At 62.3% G+C, this 18,519-nt stretch carries 16 protein-coding genes; 11 read left to right on the top strand and 5 right to left on the bottom strand.

Features of this window, described 5'->3' with window-relative positions; genetic code table 11:
- Positions 1-4: 4 nt before the first annotated feature.
- The 6 genes from CKO42_RS11565 (at position 5) to CKO42_RS11590 (ending at position 6,782) form a co-directional block, all read left to right on the top strand.
- Positions 5-574, top strand: a complete 570-nt coding sequence (locus CKO42_RS11565; RefSeq protein ID WP_200243981.1) for a hypothetical protein — start codon at positions 5-7, stop codon at positions 572-574.
- A complete protein-coding gene (locus CKO42_RS11570; protein ID WP_200243984.1) occupies positions 571-930 on the top strand; it encodes a response regulator in 360 nt (119 codons plus the stop codon). Before CKO42_RS11565 ends, CKO42_RS11570 begins: the two co-directional genes overlap by 4 nt.
- Positions 931-1,349: 419 nt before the next feature.
- Positions 1,350-2,459: an efflux RND transporter periplasmic adaptor subunit gene (locus CKO42_RS11575; protein ID WP_200243987.1), complete on the top strand. Its 1,110-nt coding sequence runs from the start codon at positions 1,350-1,352 to the stop codon at positions 2,457-2,459.
- Positions 2,456-5,614 (top strand): efflux RND transporter permease subunit, encoded by a 3,159-nt coding sequence (locus tag CKO42_RS11580; protein WP_200243991.1) that lies wholly within the window; start codon positions 2,456-2,458, stop codon positions 5,612-5,614. The genes CKO42_RS11575 and CKO42_RS11580 overlap by 4 nt, the downstream gene beginning before the upstream one ends.
- 33 nt (positions 5,615-5,647) lie before the next feature.
- Positions 5,648-6,073 carry a BLUF domain-containing protein gene (locus tag CKO42_RS11585; protein ID WP_200243994.1) on the top strand — a complete coding sequence of 142 codons (426 nt, stop codon included), beginning with the start codon at positions 5,648-5,650 and terminating at the stop codon, positions 6,071-6,073.
- A gap of 22 nt (positions 6,074-6,095) precedes the next feature.
- On the top strand, positions 6,096-6,782 hold the full coding sequence (locus CKO42_RS11590) for a hypothetical protein (protein ID WP_200243997.1): 687 nt from the start codon (positions 6,096-6,098) through the stop codon (positions 6,780-6,782).
- 29 nt (positions 6,783-6,811) lie between these two features.
- On the opposite strand, the gene CKO42_RS11595 is transcribed toward CKO42_RS11590, so the two are convergent.
- The 5 genes from CKO42_RS11595 to htpG form a co-directional block, all read right to left on the bottom strand.
- The gene (locus tag CKO42_RS11595) at positions 6,812-7,333 is read right to left on the bottom strand and encodes a hypothetical protein (protein ID WP_200244000.1); all 522 of its coding nucleotides are present in this window, start codon (positions 7,331-7,333) and stop codon (positions 6,812-6,814) included.
- A 53-nt stretch (positions 7,334-7,386) separates the two neighbouring features.
- A complete protein-coding gene (locus CKO42_RS11600) occupies positions 7,387-7,932 on the bottom strand; it encodes a hypothetical protein (protein ID WP_200244002.1) in 546 nt (181 codons plus the stop codon).
- A gap of 95 nt (positions 7,933-8,027) precedes the next feature.
- On the bottom strand, positions 8,028-10,292 hold the full coding sequence (locus CKO42_RS11605; protein ID WP_200244004.1) for a cache domain-containing protein: 2,265 nt from the start codon (positions 10,290-10,292) through the stop codon (positions 8,028-8,030).
- Positions 10,289-10,789: an ATP-dependent zinc protease family protein gene (locus CKO42_RS11610; RefSeq protein ID WP_200244006.1), complete on the bottom strand. Its 501-nt coding sequence runs from the start codon at positions 10,787-10,789 to the stop codon at positions 10,289-10,291. The genes CKO42_RS11605 and CKO42_RS11610 overlap by 4 nt, the downstream gene beginning before the upstream one ends.
- Before the next feature lie 5 nt (positions 10,790-10,794).
- The gene (gene htpG, locus CKO42_RS11615; protein WP_200244008.1) at positions 10,795-12,720 is read right to left on the bottom strand and encodes a molecular chaperone HtpG; all 1,926 of its coding nucleotides are present in this window, start codon (positions 12,718-12,720) and stop codon (positions 10,795-10,797) included.
- A gap of 179 nt (positions 12,721-12,899) precedes the next feature.
- Here htpG and CKO42_RS11620 point away from each other — a divergent pair, with 179 nt between their 5' ends.
- The 5 genes from CKO42_RS11620 (at position 12,900) to CKO42_RS11640 (ending at position 18,500) form a co-directional block, all read left to right on the top strand.
- Positions 12,900-14,534 carry an alpha-D-glucose phosphate-specific phosphoglucomutase gene (locus CKO42_RS11620; RefSeq protein ID WP_200244010.1) on the top strand — a complete coding sequence of 545 codons (1,635 nt, stop codon included), beginning with the start codon at positions 12,900-12,902 and terminating at the stop codon, positions 14,532-14,534.
- Positions 14,535-14,660: 126 nt separating this feature from the next.
- The gene (locus CKO42_RS11625; RefSeq protein ID WP_200244012.1) at positions 14,661-14,864 is read left to right on the top strand and encodes a hypothetical protein; all 204 of its coding nucleotides are present in this window, start codon (positions 14,661-14,663) and stop codon (positions 14,862-14,864) included.
- Between the two features lie 483 nt (positions 14,865-15,347).
- Positions 15,348-16,085, top strand: coding sequence for a glutathione peroxidase (locus CKO42_RS11630; protein WP_200244104.1), 738 nt, complete (start codon positions 15,348-15,350; stop codon positions 16,083-16,085).
- Between the two features lie 121 nt (positions 16,086-16,206).
- Positions 16,207-17,568: a glutathione-disulfide reductase gene (gene gorA, locus CKO42_RS11635; protein ID WP_200244015.1), complete on the top strand. Its 1,362-nt coding sequence runs from the start codon at positions 16,207-16,209 to the stop codon at positions 17,566-17,568.
- A 188-nt stretch (positions 17,569-17,756) separates the two neighbouring features.
- A complete protein-coding gene (locus tag CKO42_RS11640) occupies positions 17,757-18,500 on the top strand; it encodes a Fic family protein (RefSeq protein ID WP_200244024.1) in 744 nt (247 codons plus the stop codon).
- Positions 18,501-18,519 lie beyond the last annotated feature (19 nt).

Genomic DNA, 18,519 nt, shown 5'->3' on the forward strand with positions numbered 1-18,519 from the left:
TTTTATGTCTACCGACCCCTCAAACACAACCTATGTGCATCGCGTCGATGCTGGGCTGCGCATCAGCTTCGTCAGCGCAGAATGGCTCGCGTTCGCCGCCGAGAACGGCCGTGAAACGACCGCAGCTGCAGAGCTAGGCCGGCCGTTGTTCTCAGTCATCGTGGACGAGGGGACGCGCCACATCTACCGGCTCCTGATCGAACGCGCACGCTCAACTCACGAGGCGTTGCAATTTGGCTACCGCTGCGACTCGCCGGACTGCCGCCGCTGGATGCAGATGCAGATGCGCTATCTCGCCGATAGCGACGAGATCGAATTCGCGAGCCGGTTGCTGCGCACTGCGCCACGGCCATACATGCCACTCGTGGCGGCTAACCAAAGCCGGCAAACGTCATCGCAGGTATTGTCGATGTGCAGCTGGTGCAAGGCGGTCCTCGCCGAGCAGGCCTGGGTTGAGGTGGAACAAGCCGTGATGCAGCTCCGCCTATTCGCCGCAGATGCCAAGCCGCGCATTACCCATGGCATCTGTCCCGACTGCAGCAAACGTTTGTTATCATTGGAGTCTTCGTCATGAGAATCCTCGTTGTGGACGACAATCGGTTGCTTGCGACCATTCTCGCCGATCATCTGATTTCGCGTGGCCATGAGGCCGTCGCCGCCTTCGATGGCCATCTCGCGGAGATCTTCTGTGACCGTGATGGCTATGATCTGCTCGTGATCGACATGGTACTGCCCGAGATCGACGGCGTTGATCTACTCGAACGTCTGCGCCGAAAACATCACCACTGCCGCGCCATCGTCATCACAGGCTTCTCGGAGCTGCATGAGAGAGAAGCGGAGCGACTCAAACATCTCGATGTTGCCGCCGTCCTGGAAAAACCGTTTTCATTCTCCGAAGTGGACGCGATCGTTGAGGGCGTTGCGGCCTAGCAACCAAGCCCAAGCAGGGCCTTTCGCAACAGATTCGCAAGAAGGTCCGCAAGAAGGTCCGCAAGAGATCAGCCTTGCAAACGCGAACCTAAACCCGGACACAAGCTCTAAGGTTCATAGCGCGTCGTCGTATGGACGATGAAGCGCTTGTTTCGCGGTAACGTCCATAGCGCGCCCCCTGGACGATGGAGCACGTGTTGCACGGTAATGTCCATAGCGCGTCGCCACCCCGGACGATAAAGCGCTTGTTTCACGGTAATCTATGCGCCACTTAAGTGGCGACATTACTGCTCTCTCTTGCTCCGACCGGAGCTATGCCCCCTGATCTCCGCGCCCGATACGGCATGCTTGCCAGGCATGCTTGCCACACATGCTTGCCACACGGCCGCGGCGTCCTTCAATGAAGAGAATGTATACGCATGAAGCGTTCAGTCATCTTGGCGATCGGACTCGCAATCGCGGTTGCGCTCTGGATGCTCAGCGGCACCCTCGTCGACGCCTCGCGCACCGAGAAGCAGCCCGATGCGGGCATTGGGTCAACAGCGGTGGCACAGCCGATGCGCGTGCAGGTCACGCACAGCGAGGCCTCGGTCGTCGATCGCAGCATACGGGTTCTGGGCCAGCTCGAGCCGCGACGGCGGGTCATCCTGCGCGCCGAGACCGAGGGCAAGGTTGCGCGACTGCCCGTTGCAAGGGGCGCCCGGGTTGAGACCGGCGCCGTGCTGGTGGAGCTGGCGGAAGACGACCGACCCGCGCAGCTGGCTCGGGCTGAGGCAGAGCTTGCGGCGCGCGAGCTTGAGCTCGCCGCCTCCGAGAAGCTCGGGAGCCAGGGCATGCAAGCCCGCACACAGATCAAACAGACCCAAGCCGCATTGGCAAGCGCCAAGGCCGAGCTGGCCCGGCTCAGGGTTGATATCGATCGGCTGCAGATTCGCGCACCCTTTGCCGGCGTGGTCGAGACCCGCGACGTCGAGCTTGGCAGCCTGGTGCAACGCGGCGACGAGGTCTTGGAGCTGGTCGACAACAGCCGTCTGAAGGCGGTCGGCCAGGTCCCGCAGCAAAGCGCGGGCGAGCTGGAGCTTGGCCAGCGGGTCAGGGTCGCGCTGCTGGACGGTACCGAAACCAGTGGGCGGCTCAGCTATCTCTCGCAGGTCGCCGACGCCCAGACACGGAGCTTCAAGATCGAAGCCGAGATCCCGAACCCTGAGCTGGCCTTGGCCAGTGGTGTCAGCGCCGAACTCAGCATCAAGGTCGGCGAAGAACGCGGCCATTTTGTGTCGCCGGCGGTGCTTACACTCGACGACGACGGACGCATCGGCGTTCGAACGGTCGACGACAATGACCAGGTGCAGTTCTACCCAATCAACCTGATCCACGCCCAGATGGACGGTGTTTGGGTCTCCGGACTGCCGCTGCAGGTGCGCATCATCACCCAAGGTCAGGGCTTCGTCAGCGAGGGTGAGCAGGTCAAGCCGGTAAAGCCGGTAAAGCCGGTCAATGAGACTGAAACCAACCGGGAGCGCTCGTGAGCCGGCTGATCGAACTGGCATTCTCACGCAGCCGCACGGTGCTGCTGACGCTGGCCTTCCTGCTTGCGGCCGGGCTCGCCGCCTATCAGTCGATCCCCAAAGAGGCCGAGCCCGATGTGACCGTGCCGATCATCTACGTCGCCATGACCCACGACGGGATCTCACCGGAAGATGCCGAACGGCTGTTGGTGAGGCCGATGGAAACGGAGCTGCAGTCCATCGAGGGCGTCAAGGAGATGGCCAGCACCGCTGCTGAAGGGCGTGCCTCCGTGCAACTGGAGTTCATGGCCGGATTCGACAGCAAACGCGCCCTCGCCGATGTCCGCGAGCGGGTGGATATCGCGCAGAGCGAGCTGCCCGCCTCCACCGACGAGCCCAGCGTGCACGAGATCAACGTCGCGCTGTTCCCGGTGCTGACGATCGCCCTCTCCGGGCCGATGCCAGAGCGTGGTCTGATCCGCATCGCCCGCGACCTCAAGGATCGCATCGAGACCCTGAGTGGCGTGCTCGAGGTCGACATCGGCGGCGATCGTGAGGCCTTGATGGAGGTGATCGTCGACCCGGCCATCATGCAGACCTACGGGGTCGATTACGGCACGCTGTTCGAGCTGATCAGCAGCAACAACAGGCTGGTCGCCGCCGGCGCCATCGATACGGGTGCCGGCCGCCTGGTGCTGAAGGTGCCGGGCGTGGTCGAGACCCTCGATGACATGCTTTCGATGCCGGTCAAGACCGCCGCCGATCGGGTCGTCACCTTCGGTGATGTCGCCAGCGTGCGCCGCGCGTTCAAAGACCCGGAGGGCTTCGCGCGCGTGGGCGGACAGCCGGCCGTCACGCTCGAGATCAAGAAGCGCGTCGGCGCCAACATCATCGAGACCATCGCCGCAGTGCGCGAGATCGTCGAGCGCGAGCGTGAACATTGGCCCGCCAGCCTGCAGGTGGCCTACATGCAGGACAAGTCAGATGAGATCCGCGAGATGCTCGGTGACCTGCAGAACAATGTGCTCTCGGCCATCCTACTGGTGATGATCGTGATCCTGGCCGCGCTCGGCGCGCGCTCGGCGCTGCTGGTCGGCATCGCCATTCCCGGCTCCTTTCTGACCACCATCCTGGTGCTGAACAGTCTCGGATTCACCATCAACATCGTCGTCTTGTTCAGTCTCATCCTGGTGGTTGGCATGCTCGTGGACGGCGCCATTGTCGTCACCGAACTGGCCGATCGGCGTCTCGCGGCTGGGCAAGCGCCGCTGGCCGCCTACGCCGGCGCCGCGAAACGGATGTCCTGGCCGGTTGCGGCCTCCACTCTCACCACCCTGGCGGTGTTCTTTCCGCTGCTGTTCTGGCCTGGACTGGTCGGCGAGTTCATGAAGTACCTGCCGATCACGGTGATCATCGCCCTCTCCGCCTCCCTGACCATGGCGCTGATCTTTGTTCCGGTGCTGGGCTCAGCGATCAGTCGCCGCGGCGTTCAGCCGAGCCAGCGGAAAACCGGGGACGGCCTGGCCACTCGCACCTATCTGCGCCTGCTCGAGCCGCTGCTGCGACACCCGGCCATGACCTTGGGCGTCGCCCTGCTCGCGCTGATCGGCTCGTACGCGGCCTATAGCCAATTCGGCAAGGGCGTCGAGTTCTTCCCCGAGGTCGAGCCGGAGCTGGCGCTGGTGCAGGTGCATGCGCGCGGCGACCTCTCGATTCGCGAGAAGGATCGGATCGTGCGTCAGGTCGAAGGGCGCATCCTCGGCATGTCCGAGCTGGCGTCGGTCTACGCACGTTCCTATAACAGTGCATCCGGACAAGGCCGCGCGGCTGAGGATGTGATCGGCACCATTCAGCTCGAGTTCGTCGATTGGGACCAGCGCCGGCCGGCGGAGCTGATCCTGAGCGAGATCCGCGAGCGCACCGCCGACATCCCTGGGATTCGCGTCGAGACGCGCAAGGCCGAAGGCGGACCCTCGGAGGGTAAGCCGATCCAGATCGAGCTCAGTGCGCGCGATACCAGTCAGATTGCGGCCGAGGTCGAGCGCGTGCGCGCGCTCATCGAGCGTCTCGGCGGCTTCGCCGACGTCGAGGACGATCGTCCGCTGCCGGGCATCGAATGGCGGTTGGAGGTCGACCGCGAGCGCGCGGCCCGTTATGGCGCCAATGTCGCGCTGCTCGGCAACGCGGTGCAGATGGTCACCCAAGGCATCCTGGTCTCTGACTATCGGCCCGACGACAGCGACGATGAGGTCGATATCCGGGTGCGCTTCCCCTACAGCGAGCGCACGCTCGGACAGCTGGATAGCCTGACCGTGCCGACCCCGGACGGGATGGTGCCGATCAGCAACTTCGTCGAGGTCATACCGGCACCCAAGGTCGGCACCCTGCATCGCATCGACGGCCGCCGTGCCATCACGATACAGGCCGATGTGGCGAAGGGAGCACTGGTCGACAGTCAGTTGACGCGCCTGCGGGATGCACTCGCCGAGACCGAGGGCAATCCAGCGGTCAGCATCCGCTTCAAGGGCGAAGACGCCGATCAGCGCGAGGCCGCAACCTTCCTGACCAACGCCTTTGTCAGTGCCATCCTCTTAATGGCGTTAGTCTTGGTCACCCAATTCAACAGCGTATATCAGGCCCTGCTGGTGCTCTCGGCCATCGTTTTCTCGACCGCTGGCGTGCTGATGGGTCTGCTGATCACCGGCCAGCCCTTCGGCATCGTCATGGTCGGACTCGGTATCATCGCGCTCGCCGGCATCGTGGTGAATAACAACATCGTCTTGATCGACACCTACAATCGGATTCGCGCTGCTGGCGAGGACGCCGTCGCCGCCGCGCTGGAGACCGGCCGCCGACGACTACGGCCGGTCTTTCTCACGGCATTCACCACGGTGCTCGGCCTGATGCCGATGGTCTTGTCGATGAACATCGACCTGGTTGGCCGCAGTATCAGTTTCGGCGCACCCTCGACACAGTGGTGGACACAGCTCGCAAGCGCCATCGTTGGCGGACTTAGCTTCGCGACTCTGCTAACCTTAGCCCTCACCCCCTGTCTCTTAGTGCTTGGAGACAACCTCAGCAACAGCCTTCAACGCCTGCGCCGACGCTCCTCGCCTTCGGGACCGCACCAGCTCGACAGTGGCAATCGTTACCAGCGCAGCCTTGGCCGGGCCTAACAGCGGCCGACACAGTTTCCGGAGAGTATCGCGATGCATTTGACCCGCATTACTTATTGCAGCGAAATCATCAAGAATATTGGCAGTGAAGAGCTCAGCGACATCCTCGAGGTCTCGCGCCGCAATAATGAAAAGGACTCGATCACCGGGGTCTTGCTCTTCAATTCCAACTTTTTCCTACAATGCCTCGAAGGTTCACGCGAGGTCGTCAATAGGCTCTATAGTCGGATCTGTTGCGACAAACGACATCACAATGTTCAGATCGTCGCTTACAGCGAGGTCAGCAAACGTCAGTTCGCGGACTGGGACATGGCTTACCTGCCCTGGACCGAAACAACACGAAAGATCATCGCCCAATACTCGATCGGGGCCGAGTTCAACCCCTACCAGATGAGTGCTCAAAGCGCGATCGAACTCCTCGACGATCTCGGTCGAATACTGCAAAAGGGCGACAACTAAGGAACACCTCTTGGACACCATCATGACCCATCAAGAAGCAAGGGAGCATGTGCCCGGCCGGCTGCATGAGATCTTCGCCTCGCCTTATGACGCCTTCTCTAACGAGGCTGTCGAACGCCTGCTGCATATCCACATCATGCTGCATCTGCTCGTCGTCCGACCCATGCGGCGGCGCCACCTGATCCTCCGCGTGATTCATGGCTGGGAAAACGGCAGCTTCTCGCCAGATGAGCTTCAGTACATCGATTACCCACTGCATACCTTTGATGACTTTCAGCAGGTCAACGAGACCTTTCAGCGAGCGAGAGAGCAGCAAGAGCCACTGCCGAGCAATGCCGTTTCACTGTTGGCTGAGCCACTCGATCAGGCCATTGCGGCAGCTAACGCAAAAGGCCAAGTGATTGACGAGGAAACGCGTTCGATTCCAGCGCGATGGCCGACTTTTCCGAAGGGGCTCAGCCTCTACACCATGTTCAAGATGTGCAACCGCCTTGTTTACGGAGAGGACGACCCCTATCGCTCAAGCCACTGCATGACCGAGGAAGGCCTGCGCGAGATCCATGAATTCCACTTAGAGGAAGGCGAGTTCGCGATCGTCATCCCTCCAGGTCCGCAGAACAAGACCGAGAACACCCTGATGGTCATGCACGAGAGCCAACTCGAACCGGTTTCAACGATCTTTGCTCTGAGCATCCCTCTGTTTGAGTAATCGCTTCGAGTAATCGCTTCGAGTAGTCGCTAAGGCAGAGGCCGTGCCATCTGATTGACATCGACCCCCATGGCGCCAACGCTTCGATTCAGCCCATGAAAGCGCAGAGCGATGTCGTGCAGATTGCCATCCATGATGGCGACCGAGTCACCCAGACGTGCGGCAGCGCGGTCCATGAATGAGACCGATTGCTCCATCACCGTGACATGGGCAGACATCTCGCGCATCTGGTCGGCAACCACCGGCATCAGCAGCACGTTGCGCTCGATCGCATCGATCTCAATACTGATCTGGTCCATGCGCGCCGAAACCCGAGTGAAGAGGCTGTTCATTTCTTGCATGCGCGTGATCACCAGGCGCACCTCGTCGGTTAGATCGTTGACGAAGTAGAGGTTGGAGAGCGCAAGCGCGGCGACTAAGCCAATCACAACCCGCACCCAGAGCTCGACCCCGCGGTGCCGACGCCCAGTCAGGCTATCGCTACGATCCAGATCCTGCTCGAGCTCAGACATGAGCTCGGTCAGTGCCTCGATGCGATCACGCTCAATCATGGTGAGGCTCTCGGGCTGACTGAGCGATCAGGGGCGGACTCATGTTAGGTCGCTCACTGAAACGGGTTCATCCAGTTGAACATCCGCATCGGCTGCGACAGATGATTCACATCGTGTCCCATACGGCCCACGGTATCCTCCATCAGCTGAAATGATTGGCGCATATCGGTCAGATTCGTCGACATCGTGCCAACGCTGTCATCGATAGTCGCGATTGACTGGGCAATCTGGGTCACATCCTGAGACATAAAGGCGATCCCACCATGCATGGTATCGACGTGGCCGATCACCCGGGGCAGGCTCTGCATCCCGGCGTCGATGACCCGCATCGAATGCTCAATGCGATCCATATTATTGGCGACTTGCGCGAAATGCTCATTCAATCCAGTGACCGCGGCGGTCGCATCCGGGATCTGACGCGAGAGGATGATGGTCAGGAACGACAACGACGCGACCAAGACGATCACCGCACCAAACAGCAGTTGATAGAGCAACGCCACCCGGGCTTCGATCCGGCTCTGACGCGCATCGATCCGACGCATCAGGCCGGCGAAGCCAGCCATGGCCTGATCAAGCGCTTGTTCGTCTCTCAGCTCCATCGCTAACCGTCCTTGCGCAGACCAAATGGTTGTGGATGAGTCAGGGTGTTGCAGCGCATGAGGTTCATAGCTGTTTGGTCTGGGGCGAAGTCTCGCTAACCCTTCGGATCGTTCGCATTTATGGCCGGCCGCTCTCCGCTGTCGAGGCTCAGCCCTGGCGAGGCGACGGGTCGGGTGACGAAGGGTCCGCTCAGCATGTCATCGCCTGGGCCGGCCAGCCCGGGCCAGAAGCAGGCGTCGCGTGTGCCGCAGCGCGACAGCATCAGGGCCACCGCAAAGTCCGTCGGATCGCGATCAGCCAGCGGCTGGAAGATCGCCTCGGCACGCTCCCAATCGGCCTCGAGCAAGGCCTCGAGACCTGCCTCATAATGAGAGATGGCCTCGAGCCGTTCCGGCGCCAGCATCCGATCGCGCCGGTCGATCAGTTCAAAGACCTCCAGTTTGCGCGCGCCACTGTTCAGCGGCAGCACGTCGAGTCGGCGCGTCCAGTAACGTTCAGCCACCTGCTCGCGCGCCTCACCGCTAATGATGATCCGTGTGCCATAGCGGCGATTCAGCTGATGCAGATCCCAGCCCAGCGCGACGTTGTCGCCAATCGCGGTCCAGCTCATGCGCTGGCGCGAGCCAATGGCACCGACAATGGCGCGACCATGATGCACTGAGAACAGATTCAGCGGCGGTGCCGGCTCGCCCGGCGCAAGCGACTTGGCCCAGTCGGCATGCAGCGCGGTCTCGGCATCGCGGCAGGCGAGCACGGCGCGGCAGGCGCGATCGACGCTATCCTCGAGCACCACGGGGGCACCCCAAAAGGCCAGTATGCTCTCACCGAGAAAGTTATCGATGGTGCCCTTGTGGCGCAGGATGGTGCTGGTGAAGATATCGAGTTGGCGCCCCAGCAGCTCGGTGATGCGCGCCGGCGGCAGCGCCTCACACAGGCTCGCCAGGTCCGAGGCGCCGGTAAACAGCAGCGTCAGCTCGCGCACCTCGGCCTCAGGCTCGGCCCGTTTACCGGATTGGATCAGCCGCCGGCCGACATCGATGGGCACAAACTTCTCCAGCGAGCGCAGGCCCTGACTCATCTTCCAGAGCGCCTCGTCCATGGCCTTGATCTCGGCGAAGCGCGAGGGCACCCGCTTGACATCGGCGAAACGGAACTCGCGAATCAGCTCGGTGTTCAGCACCAAGCGCTTGAGTGGCTGAAACAGCCGCAGGGCGAGAAAGGAGACCGCGATCGCCGCCGCCAAGAGCAAGATCAGGGAGATGGCGGCCGCCTCGCTGAACAGGCGCCGCGCGGACTCGAGCAGGGTGATCTCGGGGACCACCAACATCAGCTCCCAGTCTTCGCCGACACCAGGCGGAAACGCCTGCCGTTGAGCCAGATAACGCTGTCCGTCGGTGCGTGACAGACTGTACTCGGCCCGATTGATGGCAGAGCGCTGTTGCGACTGTGCGTCCTGCCGATAGGCGTCGACTAGCCAGGGCACGCCGAGGTCTTCGACCCGTGGCAGCCGCGCGTCGGCAACAGCTGTTGCAGCTGCCGAAGCCGCATCCACAGCGGACAGATCAGCATCCACCGCAGCGGTGCCCGAACCTGCGCCCTGGCGTAGCTCGACACTCTCCGGAAAGGCGATCAACTGCCGATCGGCGCCAACAATCAGAGCGATGCCGCCGCGCGCGATCCGCTGTCCGCTGAGGAACTGCGACAGGCTATTCAGCGAGATATCAACGCCAACCACGCCGATCAGCGAGCCATTGGGCTCGCGCACGGCGACCGCGGCCGTGATACCACGCTCGCCGGTATCGGCAAATTGATAGACCGGGGACCATTGCAGCCGCTCGGCAGCAACGGCCTGGCGATACCAACCGCGCTGGCGCGGATCGTAGGTCGCATCGCCGTTGATCCGGGCGATCGGCGCAAACTGTGCGTCGCGATAGACCAGGCGCTCAGTCGCCTGGCTTGGGTCCTCGCCCTGCGCTGCCTCGCGTCGTATCAGCCGCGTCATCGACTGTGGCGAGCTGCGCGCCTGAATGAAGTCGCCGTTCGGGCCAGCGACATACAGGGATTCGATCTGTGGCAACAACGCCAGCTGCCGCCCGAACAGACGGAACAGCGCCTGGTCATCCGCAAGACCGCGCTCGCCAACCAACAGCGCATTGATCTCGACCACATCCCGCGCTGCCTCGAACCGCGCCGAGGTTTCCGCAACCACTTTGGCTGACATTTCGGACAAGATGTCCGCCGAGAGATCAAGCGAAACCCGGGTCGCATGCCGATAGGTGTTCACTGAGACCGCAAACACCGTCAACGCCAATAGGCCGACAAAGAGCGCGACGAAGGCGACCTTGTAGCTACGGATCATCGCGCAGGGCCCGCCCCAGCGGAATCGGCAGACTCACCGCTGCGGTAAGCCGCAGCGGCATCGGCGTGCCTCCCTGTCAGATAGGAGTGCTGCACATCCACCAGTGCCCGACCGCTGAGGGCGGTACGACCCACCAACATGCGAAACCGCATGCTATCGCGATCGGTTAGGGTCAGTTCGACCGGCCAGCGTTGGCCGCCGACCTCCAGCATCGAGGCCACCACCGCGCGCTCCTCGCGATGGCCACCGGAGTCAGTGACACAACGCCGATCGAGCAACGGCGCGGCACAGCGGACCACGAGATCATCCCGCCCCTGAAGCGGGTGCACCGAAAAGCGCACCCAATCGGCTCGATCCTGCACGAAGCGCTCGACCTGGAACGCGTGCAGCGCCGAGGTCCGCGCCCCGGTGTCCACCTTGGCCTTGATCAGCGGCAGCCCGAGCTCGGGCAGACCGACCCATTCGCGCCAGCCAAGGGTCACCAGGGCATCAGCCATTAGGATCAGGCACCACTCATGAACATGTTCAACATCAGCTTGTTGAGACGCCCGACGAACGCCGACGGATCATCGAGCTGACCACCTTCTGACAGGATAGCCTGATCGAGCATGATCAGGCCAAGATCATCGAAGCGGCCCTGATCGGACTCCGACTCCAGGCGACGCACCATCGGATGCTCGAGGTTGACCTCGAGCGTTGGCTTCATGCTCGGGGCATCCTGACCCACGGCCTTCAGCACCCGCGCCAGGTTCGCGCTCATATCGTGCTCGCCGACCACGATACAGGCCGGCGAATCGACCAACCGCGTCGAGACGCGCACCGCCTCGACCCGATCACCGAGCGAGTCCTTGAGCCGCTTGAGCAGATCTTTATGCTCCTTCTCAGCCTTCTCTGCCTTCTCTTTCTCTTCCTTGTCCGCCAGTTCACCGAGGTCGAGCTTGCCCTTGGTCACCGACTGCAGATGCTTCTCCTTGTACTCATGCAGGTTGTTGACCAGCCATTCGTCGACCCGATCGGACAGCAGCAGCACCTCGACGCCCTTCTTGCGGAACACCTCCAGGTGCGGGCTGTGGCGCGCCGCCGCCGGGCTGTCGGCGGTGATGTAGTAGATGTCTTTCTGGCCTTCCTTCATGCGCTCGATGTAGTCATCGAGCGAGACGGTCTGGTCATCGTTGTCGTTGTGGGTGCTGGCAAAGCGCAGCAGACCACCAATGCGCTCACGATTGGCGAAGTCCTCGGCCGGACCCTCTTTCAGGACACGGCCGAACTCGTTCCAGAATGTCTGATACTTCTCCGGCTCGTCCTTGGCCATGGTCTCGAGCAGGCTCAGGATACGCTTGGTGTTGGCACCGCGGATGGTGTCGATCTTGCGGTTGTGCTGCAGGATCTCGCGCGAGACGTTGAGCGGCAGGTCGTCGGAGTCGACGATGCCTTTGACGAAGCGCAGCCAGTGTGGCATCAGCTTGTCGGCCTCATCCATGATGAAGACCCGGCGCACATAGAGCTTGACGCCGTGCTTCTGCTCGCGATCCCACATATCCCAGGGCGCGCGCTTGGGCAGGAACAGCAGCGTGGTGTACTCGTTGTTGCCCTCAACCCGATTGTGCGCCCAGGCCAGCGGCTCATCGAAGTCGTGCGAGATGTGCTTGTAGAACTCCTTGTAGTCGTCGTCCGACAGCTCGGACTTGTTGCGCATCCAGAGCGCAGTGCCGCGGTTGACCTGCTCCAGCTCCGGCTCAGCGTCCTTGTCCTTCTTCTCATCGTCCTCGCTGCCGTAGTCCTCTTTGACCATCTCGATCGGCATCGCGATGTGATCGGAGAACTTGCTGATCACGCTGCGCACGCGCCAAGCGTCGAGGAACTCTTTCTCGTCCTCTTTCAGATGCAGGGTGACATCGGTACCGCGGCCTGATTTTTCGACCGTCTCCAGCGTGAAGCTGCCACGGCCGTCGGACTCCCAGCGCACGCCATGCTCAGCGGTCAGGCCGGCGCGGCGCGAGGTCAGGGTGACCTTATCGGCGACGATATAGGCCGAGTAGAAACCAACACCGAACTGGCCGATCAGGGCGTTATCGGTGGTCGCCCCCTCGGACATCGCCTCGAGATAGCGGCGGGTGCCGGAGCTGGCGATGCTGCCGATGGTCTCCACCACCTCTTGGCGGCTGAGGCCGATGCCATTATCGGAGACGGTAATGGTGCCAGCGTCCTTATCGACGCTGACCCGGACCCGGAGCTCGGGGTCATCTTCGAGCAGGGCCTCGTCGGTCAGCGACTCGAAGCGCAGCTTCTCTGCGGCGTCGGAGGCGTTGGAGATCAGCTCGCGGAGGAAGATCTCCTTGTTCGAGTACAGCGAGCGGATGACCAGGTCTAGGACTTGGCTCACCTCGGCCTTGAACTCGAGGGTTTCCTTATGCGCATCAACGGTCATGGGTGTCGATCACCTGTCGTCGTAGGGTTGAGAGTTATCGAAGACCGGGCCGCAGAGGCCCAGCGCTTCTGCAATTTGATCGGTCGCAGGCTGGCCGCACTGGTTACAATTGTGCTTGCCAAGCCTCGCCGGCGCCGCTGTGGTAGAGGCAAACCAACTTAAAATCAAGGGTTATGTCGATGCAAGCACCTGTCATCAGCACCACGCCGTTCGATGGTCAAAAGCCAGGCACCTCCGGACTGCGCAAGAAGGTCACCACCTTTCAGCAGCCGCACTACCTGGAGAACTTCGTCCAGGCCATCTTCGATACCCAGACCAAGCTCAACGGCGGCATCCTGGCGCTTGGCGGCGACGGTCGCTTCTACAACCGCGAGGCCATCCAGGTCATCTTGCGCATGGCGGCGGCCAACGGCGTGGCGCGCGTCTTGGTTGGTCAGGGCGGCATCCTATCGACACCGGCGGCATCTTGCATCATCCGCAAGTACCAAACCCAGGGCGGCATCATCCTCTCGGCCAGCCATAACCCTGGCGGACCGGACGAGGATTTCGGCATCAAGTTCAACATCGATGCCGGCGGTCCAGCGCCGGAATCGGTCACCAATGCCATCTACGAGCGCACCCAAACCATCGATCAGTATCGGATCATCGAGGCCGACCCGGTTGATCTGGATCAGGTCGGCGAGTCGAGACTCGGCGCGATGATCGTTCAGGTGATCGACCCGGTCACCGACTATGCCGAGCTGATGGCCAGCCTGTTCGACTTCGACGCCATCCGTCAACTCTTCAACTCCGGCCACTTCCGCATGCGCTTCGACGCCATGCACGCGGTCACCGGCCCCTATGCGGTCGAGATCCTAGAGCAGCGACTCGGCGCCGAGCCGGGTACGGTGATGAACGGCGTCCCGCTCGAGGACTTCGGCGGCGGTCATCCAGACCCGAATCTGGCCCATGCGCAAGCACTCGTCGCGCTCACGCAAGGGCCGGACGGCTTGGATTTTGGCGCCGCCTCCGATGGTGATGGCGATCGTAACATGGTGCTCGGGCGCGACTTCTTCGTCACCCCCAGCGATAGCCTCGCGGTGCTTGCCGCCAATGCCGAGATCGCGCCCGGTTACAAGAACGGCATCGCTGGGGTCGCGCGCTCGATGCCCACCAGCCAGGCCCCGGATCGGGTCGCCGAAGCGCTCGGCGTCAACTGTTTCGAGACGCCAACCGGCTGGAAATTCTTCGGCAATCTGCTCGATGCCGGCAAGATCACCCTCTGCGGCGAGGAGAGCTTCGGCACCGGCTCCGATCATGTGCGCGAGAAAGACGGCCTCTGGGCGGTGCTGTTCTGGCTCAACCTGCTCGCCGTCAAACGCCAATCGGTCGCCGAGATCGTCCGTGAACACTGGCAGCGATTCGGGCGCAACTACTACACCCGACACGACTACGAAGGCATCGACAGCGAGGCCGCAGAGGGCCTGGTCAACCATCTGCGCATCCTACTGCCGAGCCTACCCGGGCAACAGCTCGGCACCTTCAAGGTCGCCTTCGCCGATGATTTCGCCTACACCGACCCGGTCGACGGCAGCGTCGCCGAGCAGCAGGGCATTCGCATCGGCTTCGAGTGCGGCTCACGCATCGTACTGCGACTCTCTGGCACCGGCACCCAGGGCGCCACGCTGCGCGTCTATATCGAGCAATATGAGGCCGATAGCGCAGGCCATGATCGCCCCGTGCAAGAGGCGCTCGCGCCACTGATCCTGATCGCCCGCGAGCTGGCGCAGATCGAGGCGCGCACCGGCCGCGCTGAGCCGGACGTGATGACCTAGCGCGCATGGCGCGACGCCACCCTGGAACATGAATCGCGTGAGATTCAGGTTAAACCGAGGGGTTGTGGCGCGGCAGCAGCGGTCCCATACTCCAAACCGTCGGAGACGCATCTTTTGCATCCCGCCATGATTAACATCAATCGCGTCCGTCGCGAGGAGCACATCGACATGAAGCTGCGTACTGCAACCCTGGCTACCGCTCTGATCTTTGGCCTGACCCTGATCCTCAGCGCCGGCACCGCTGTCGCTGGCGACGGCAAGAGCTGCGGCGGCAAGAAGAAGGATGGTGAAAGCGCCGCAGTGGTGATGCCAGCCCAGCCGCGCGCTTGAGCCTGCCCGACTCCGGGCGCCGCTCGTGCGCGTTCAGACGCTCAGCGTCAGGACTAGGGCTGATCTGACTTGGTGCGGGGCCGATTCTGGAGCCCTGACCTAGCCATTCGCCGCGCTGCGACGGCAAAGCGGATGCTCAGGTCCACAGCATCGAGGATTCAGTCCAACAGGCAGTCCAATATGGCCCTGCTCGGGAAACCGACAGGGCCATCTTCTTTTTCAATCGTCCTTCGATGAGCCAATCGACCAAGATTAAGCCGATCGCCCAGGATGGGGCGGATCTATGCTTATCGAGCATCAAAACAAACTCGTAATAGCCATTTGTACCCGCGACACCCGCCAACGATCGGTTAAACCGATCGCCATGATCTAAACAATCCATTTGGATGCTCGCGGTTTTTACCCCATTCTGTGGGCTGAGCGAGACGACAGCTCCGCTCGAACCCTCTTTCCTCGTTCCACTCAACCACGCACGGAGTATCCCTGATGCTGCAAGACCGCACCGGCCAAAAAGTCCCGAACGTCACCTTCCGCACCCGCACCGACCACGACTGGAAGGACATCACCACCGATGACCTGTTCAAGGGCAAGACCGTTGTCGTCTTCTCCCTGCCCGGCGCCTTCACCCCGACCTGCTCCTCGACCCACGTGCCGCGCTATAACCAGCTTGCGCCGGCCCTGAAGGCCGCGGGCGTCGACGATATCATCTGCATGTCGGTCAACGATGGCTTCGTCATGAACGCCTGGAAGGACGACGAGAACGCGGACAACCTGACCTTCATCCCAGACGGTAACGGCGAGTTCACCGATGGCATGGGCCTGCTGGTCGACAAGGACGACCTGGGCTTCGGCAAGCGCTCCTGGCGTTACTCGATGCTGGTCAAGGACGGCACCATCGAGAAGATGTTCATCGAGCCAGAGGAGCCGGGCGACCCCTTCCACGTCTCCGATGCCGACACCATGCTCGAGTACATCGCGCCGAATGCGGCCAAGCCGTCGGACATCACCGTCTTCACCCGCCCCGGCTGCCCGTTCTGCGCCAAGGCCAAGACCATGCTGAGCGATGCTGGCATGCAGTATGAAGAGCTGGTGCTAAACAAGGACTACACCGAAGAGACCCTGCGCGCCGTCGCCGCCGCGACCAGCGTGCCGCAGATCTTCATCAACGGCACCAAGATCGGTGGCTCCGACGATCTCGAGAAGTGGATGGCCAACCGCTAAGCCTGACCTGACCGAGGTGAGCGCCCAGCGTCGTCGCCGACGCAGGGCTTGAGACCGACAGCCGCTGGTGCTTCTGCCTAGCGGCTGTTTCGTTTGGACTGCACGCAAATAGGCAATTCTCATGGACAAACACTTTGATCTCATCGCCATCGGCGGCGGCAGCGGCGGTCTCGCCATCGCCGAGAAGGCCGCCGGCTATGGCAAGCGCACCGCCATCGTCGAATCCAGCCAGCTCGGCGGCACCTGCGTCAACGTCGGCTGCGTGCCGAAGAAGCTGATGTGGTATGCCTCCGAGATCGCCCAAGCGGTGCGCGACGCGCCCGAGCTGGGCGTCAACGCCGAGATCAGTTCGATCGACTGGCCGACCCTGGTCAAGGGCCGCGAGGGCATGATCGATGGCATCCGCAACTACTGGAATGGTTACGTTGAGAAGCTCGGCATCACCCTGCTACAGGGCGCCGCGCGCTTCGTTGATAACAAGACCATCGAGGTCAACGGCGAGCAATACACGGCTGAGCACATCGCTATCGCCACCGGCGGCCAGCCGATCGTGCCGCCGGTGCCAGGCCATGAGCTGGGCATCACCTCCGATGGCTTCTTCAAGCTCGATCAGGCGCCGAAGCGGGTGTGCGTGATCGGCGGCGGCTACATCGGCGTTGAGCTCGCCGGCATCCTCAACTCGCTCGGCTCCGAGGTCACCATCGTCGCGCTGGAGCCGAAGGTGCTCGAGACCTTCGACCCCCTGATCAGCGAGACCGTCAAGCACAACCTGGAGCACGAGGGGATCAAGCTGAACCTGCCGTTCGCGGTCGGCTCGCTGGAACAGCGCGATGATGGCATCGCGGTGATCGACCGGGACGGCAACGCGCTGACCGGCTTCGACACCGCGCTCTGGGCGGTGGGCCGCCGCGCGAATACCGCCGGGCTCAACCTCGAGGCGACCGAGATCGAGCATCTCCCCAACGGGGTGATTCCGACCGATGCCTATCAGAACACCAATGTGCCTGGCGTCTATGCGCTCGGCGACATCACCGGCCGCGCGCCGCTGACCCCGGTCGCCATCGCCGCCGGGCGTCGACTTGCCGAGCGGCTGTTCAACAACCAGCCCGAGCGGCATCTGGACTACGAGAACATCCCCACCGTGGTGTTCGCACATCCGCCCGTCGGCTCGGTCGGCATGACCGAGGCCAAGGCGCGCGAGACCGGCGAGAAGGTCACCCTCTATCAGACCACCTTCACGCCGATGAAATACGCGCTCAACGAGCGCGAGCCACGCACCGCGATGAAGCTGGTCTGCCTGGGCGAGAAGGAGCAGGTGGTCGGCATCCACATGGTCGGCGACGGCGTCGACGAGATGCTGCAAGGCTTCGCCGTGGCCGTGAAGCTGGGCGCGACCAAGGAGGACTTCGACAACACCGTCGCCATCCATCCGGTCAGCGCCGAGGAACTGGTGACGCTGAAGGAGCCTTACACCGAGGACTAACGGGCATCGCCTGTCGATACTGGTCATGGCGTATCGACGCCCTTGCAGGTGAAGCTGCTCGTTCACGGCAAAGGCTGTCGACGGCATCTATAACGCCCCGCACTGCGGGGCGTTTGTCGTTGTTGCGCCGGCTTTGGTTTGCGTCTAGCTTGAACAGATCGGAGCGATTGACAAACCTGGAATCCGCTGTGGAGCCATCGACGAACCATCAGCGCGCGAATCGCGTCATTGAGTCGCACTGGGGCATGCAGGCAGACCGGGACAAGGCCCGCATGCTGGCCCAGCGCGAGGTTGCCGCCTTCGTCTGCGACGCGGTGAATCTCGAGGGGCTGCCCTTCACCCTGCCGGAAGTCCAGACGCTGCTGGAGGGCATCACCGTCGGTGGTCATCGGATCAGCGACCAGCAGATCGTGCTTAACCAAGGTAACGCCTGGCGCTGGCTGTTCGAGGCACTGCGTGCACAAAGCTTCTCGCTCAGCCAAGCGGTCGCCTGTGAACTACATGCCATCGCCGCGAAAGAGGAGGCCTTGGTGTGGGGCGCCTTCCGCACCGGCGGGGTGACCATCGCTGGCACCGATTGGATGCCACCTCCAGCCGCTGAACTGCCCGAACGCTTTGCGCGGATGTGCCGACAGGCCGAGCGCCTAGAGGACATCTATGACCGTGCGATCTGGATCTTTCTCGAGATGGCGCGCAACCAGTTCTTTTATGATGTCAACAAGCGCATGGGCCGCTTCATGATGAACGGACTGTTACTCGACGCGGGCTTCCCGGCGATCAACCTTCCCGCCCATCGCCAACTGGAGTTCAACCAACTGATGCTGGCCTTTTATCCTTCGGGGAATCATGGCCCCATGACCGCCTTCATGCGGTCCTGCCTAGACCCGAGGCTAGTCGAGATCATGCAGGAAGCGCCGCTAATACCGGGCTAAGCACCCGCGACGGCTCATG

It is taken from the genome of Lamprobacter modestohalophilus (assembly GCF_016583905.1).
Taxonomy (GTDB): Bacteria; Pseudomonadota; Gammaproteobacteria; order Chromatiales; family Chromatiaceae; genus Lamprobacter; species Lamprobacter modestohalophilus.

What these genes read in the sequence shown, in the direction of transcription:
- gorA (WP_200244015.1), top strand. Translation starts at nt 16,207, where the DNA reads ATGGACAAACACTTTGATCTCATCGCCATCGGCGGCGGCAGCGGCGGT.
- CKO42_RS11585 (WP_200243994.1), top strand. Translation starts at nt 5,648, where the DNA reads ATGCATTTGACCCGCATTACTTATTGCAGCGAAATCATCAAGAATATT.
- CKO42_RS11625 (WP_200244012.1), top strand. Translation starts at nt 14,661, where the DNA reads ATGATTAACATCAATCGCGTCCGTCGCGAGGAGCACATCGACATGAAG.
- CKO42_RS11605 (WP_200244004.1), bottom strand. Translation starts at nt 10,292, where the DNA reads ATGATCCGTAGCTACAAGGTCGCCTTCGTCGCGCTCTTTGTCGGCCTA.
- CKO42_RS11590 (WP_200243997.1), top strand. Translation starts at nt 6,096, where the DNA reads ATGACCCATCAAGAAGCAAGGGAGCATGTGCCCGGCCGGCTGCATGAG.
- CKO42_RS11620 (WP_200244010.1), top strand. Translation starts at nt 12,900, where the DNA reads ATGCAAGCACCTGTCATCAGCACCACGCCGTTCGATGGTCAAAAGCCA.
- CKO42_RS11575 (WP_200243987.1), top strand. Translation starts at nt 1,350, where the DNA reads ATGAAGCGTTCAGTCATCTTGGCGATCGGACTCGCAATCGCGGTTGCG.
- CKO42_RS11565 (WP_200243981.1), top strand. Translation starts at nt 5, where the DNA reads ATGTCTACCGACCCCTCAAACACAACCTATGTGCATCGCGTCGATGCT.
- htpG (WP_200244008.1), bottom strand. Translation starts at nt 12,720, where the DNA reads ATGACCGTTGATGCGCATAAGGAAACCCTCGAGTTCAAGGCCGAGGTG.
- CKO42_RS11610 (WP_200244006.1), bottom strand. Translation starts at nt 10,789, where the DNA reads ATGGCTGATGCCCTGGTGACCCTTGGCTGGCGCGAATGGGTCGGTCTG.
- CKO42_RS11595 (WP_200244000.1), bottom strand. Translation starts at nt 7,333, where the DNA reads ATGATTGAGCGTGATCGCATCGAGGCACTGACCGAGCTCATGTCTGAG.
- CKO42_RS11570 (WP_200243984.1), top strand. Translation starts at nt 571, where the DNA reads ATGAGAATCCTCGTTGTGGACGACAATCGGTTGCTTGCGACCATTCTC.
- CKO42_RS11600 (WP_200244002.1), bottom strand. Translation starts at nt 7,932, where the DNA reads ATGGAGCTGAGAGACGAACAAGCGCTTGATCAGGCCATGGCTGGCTTC.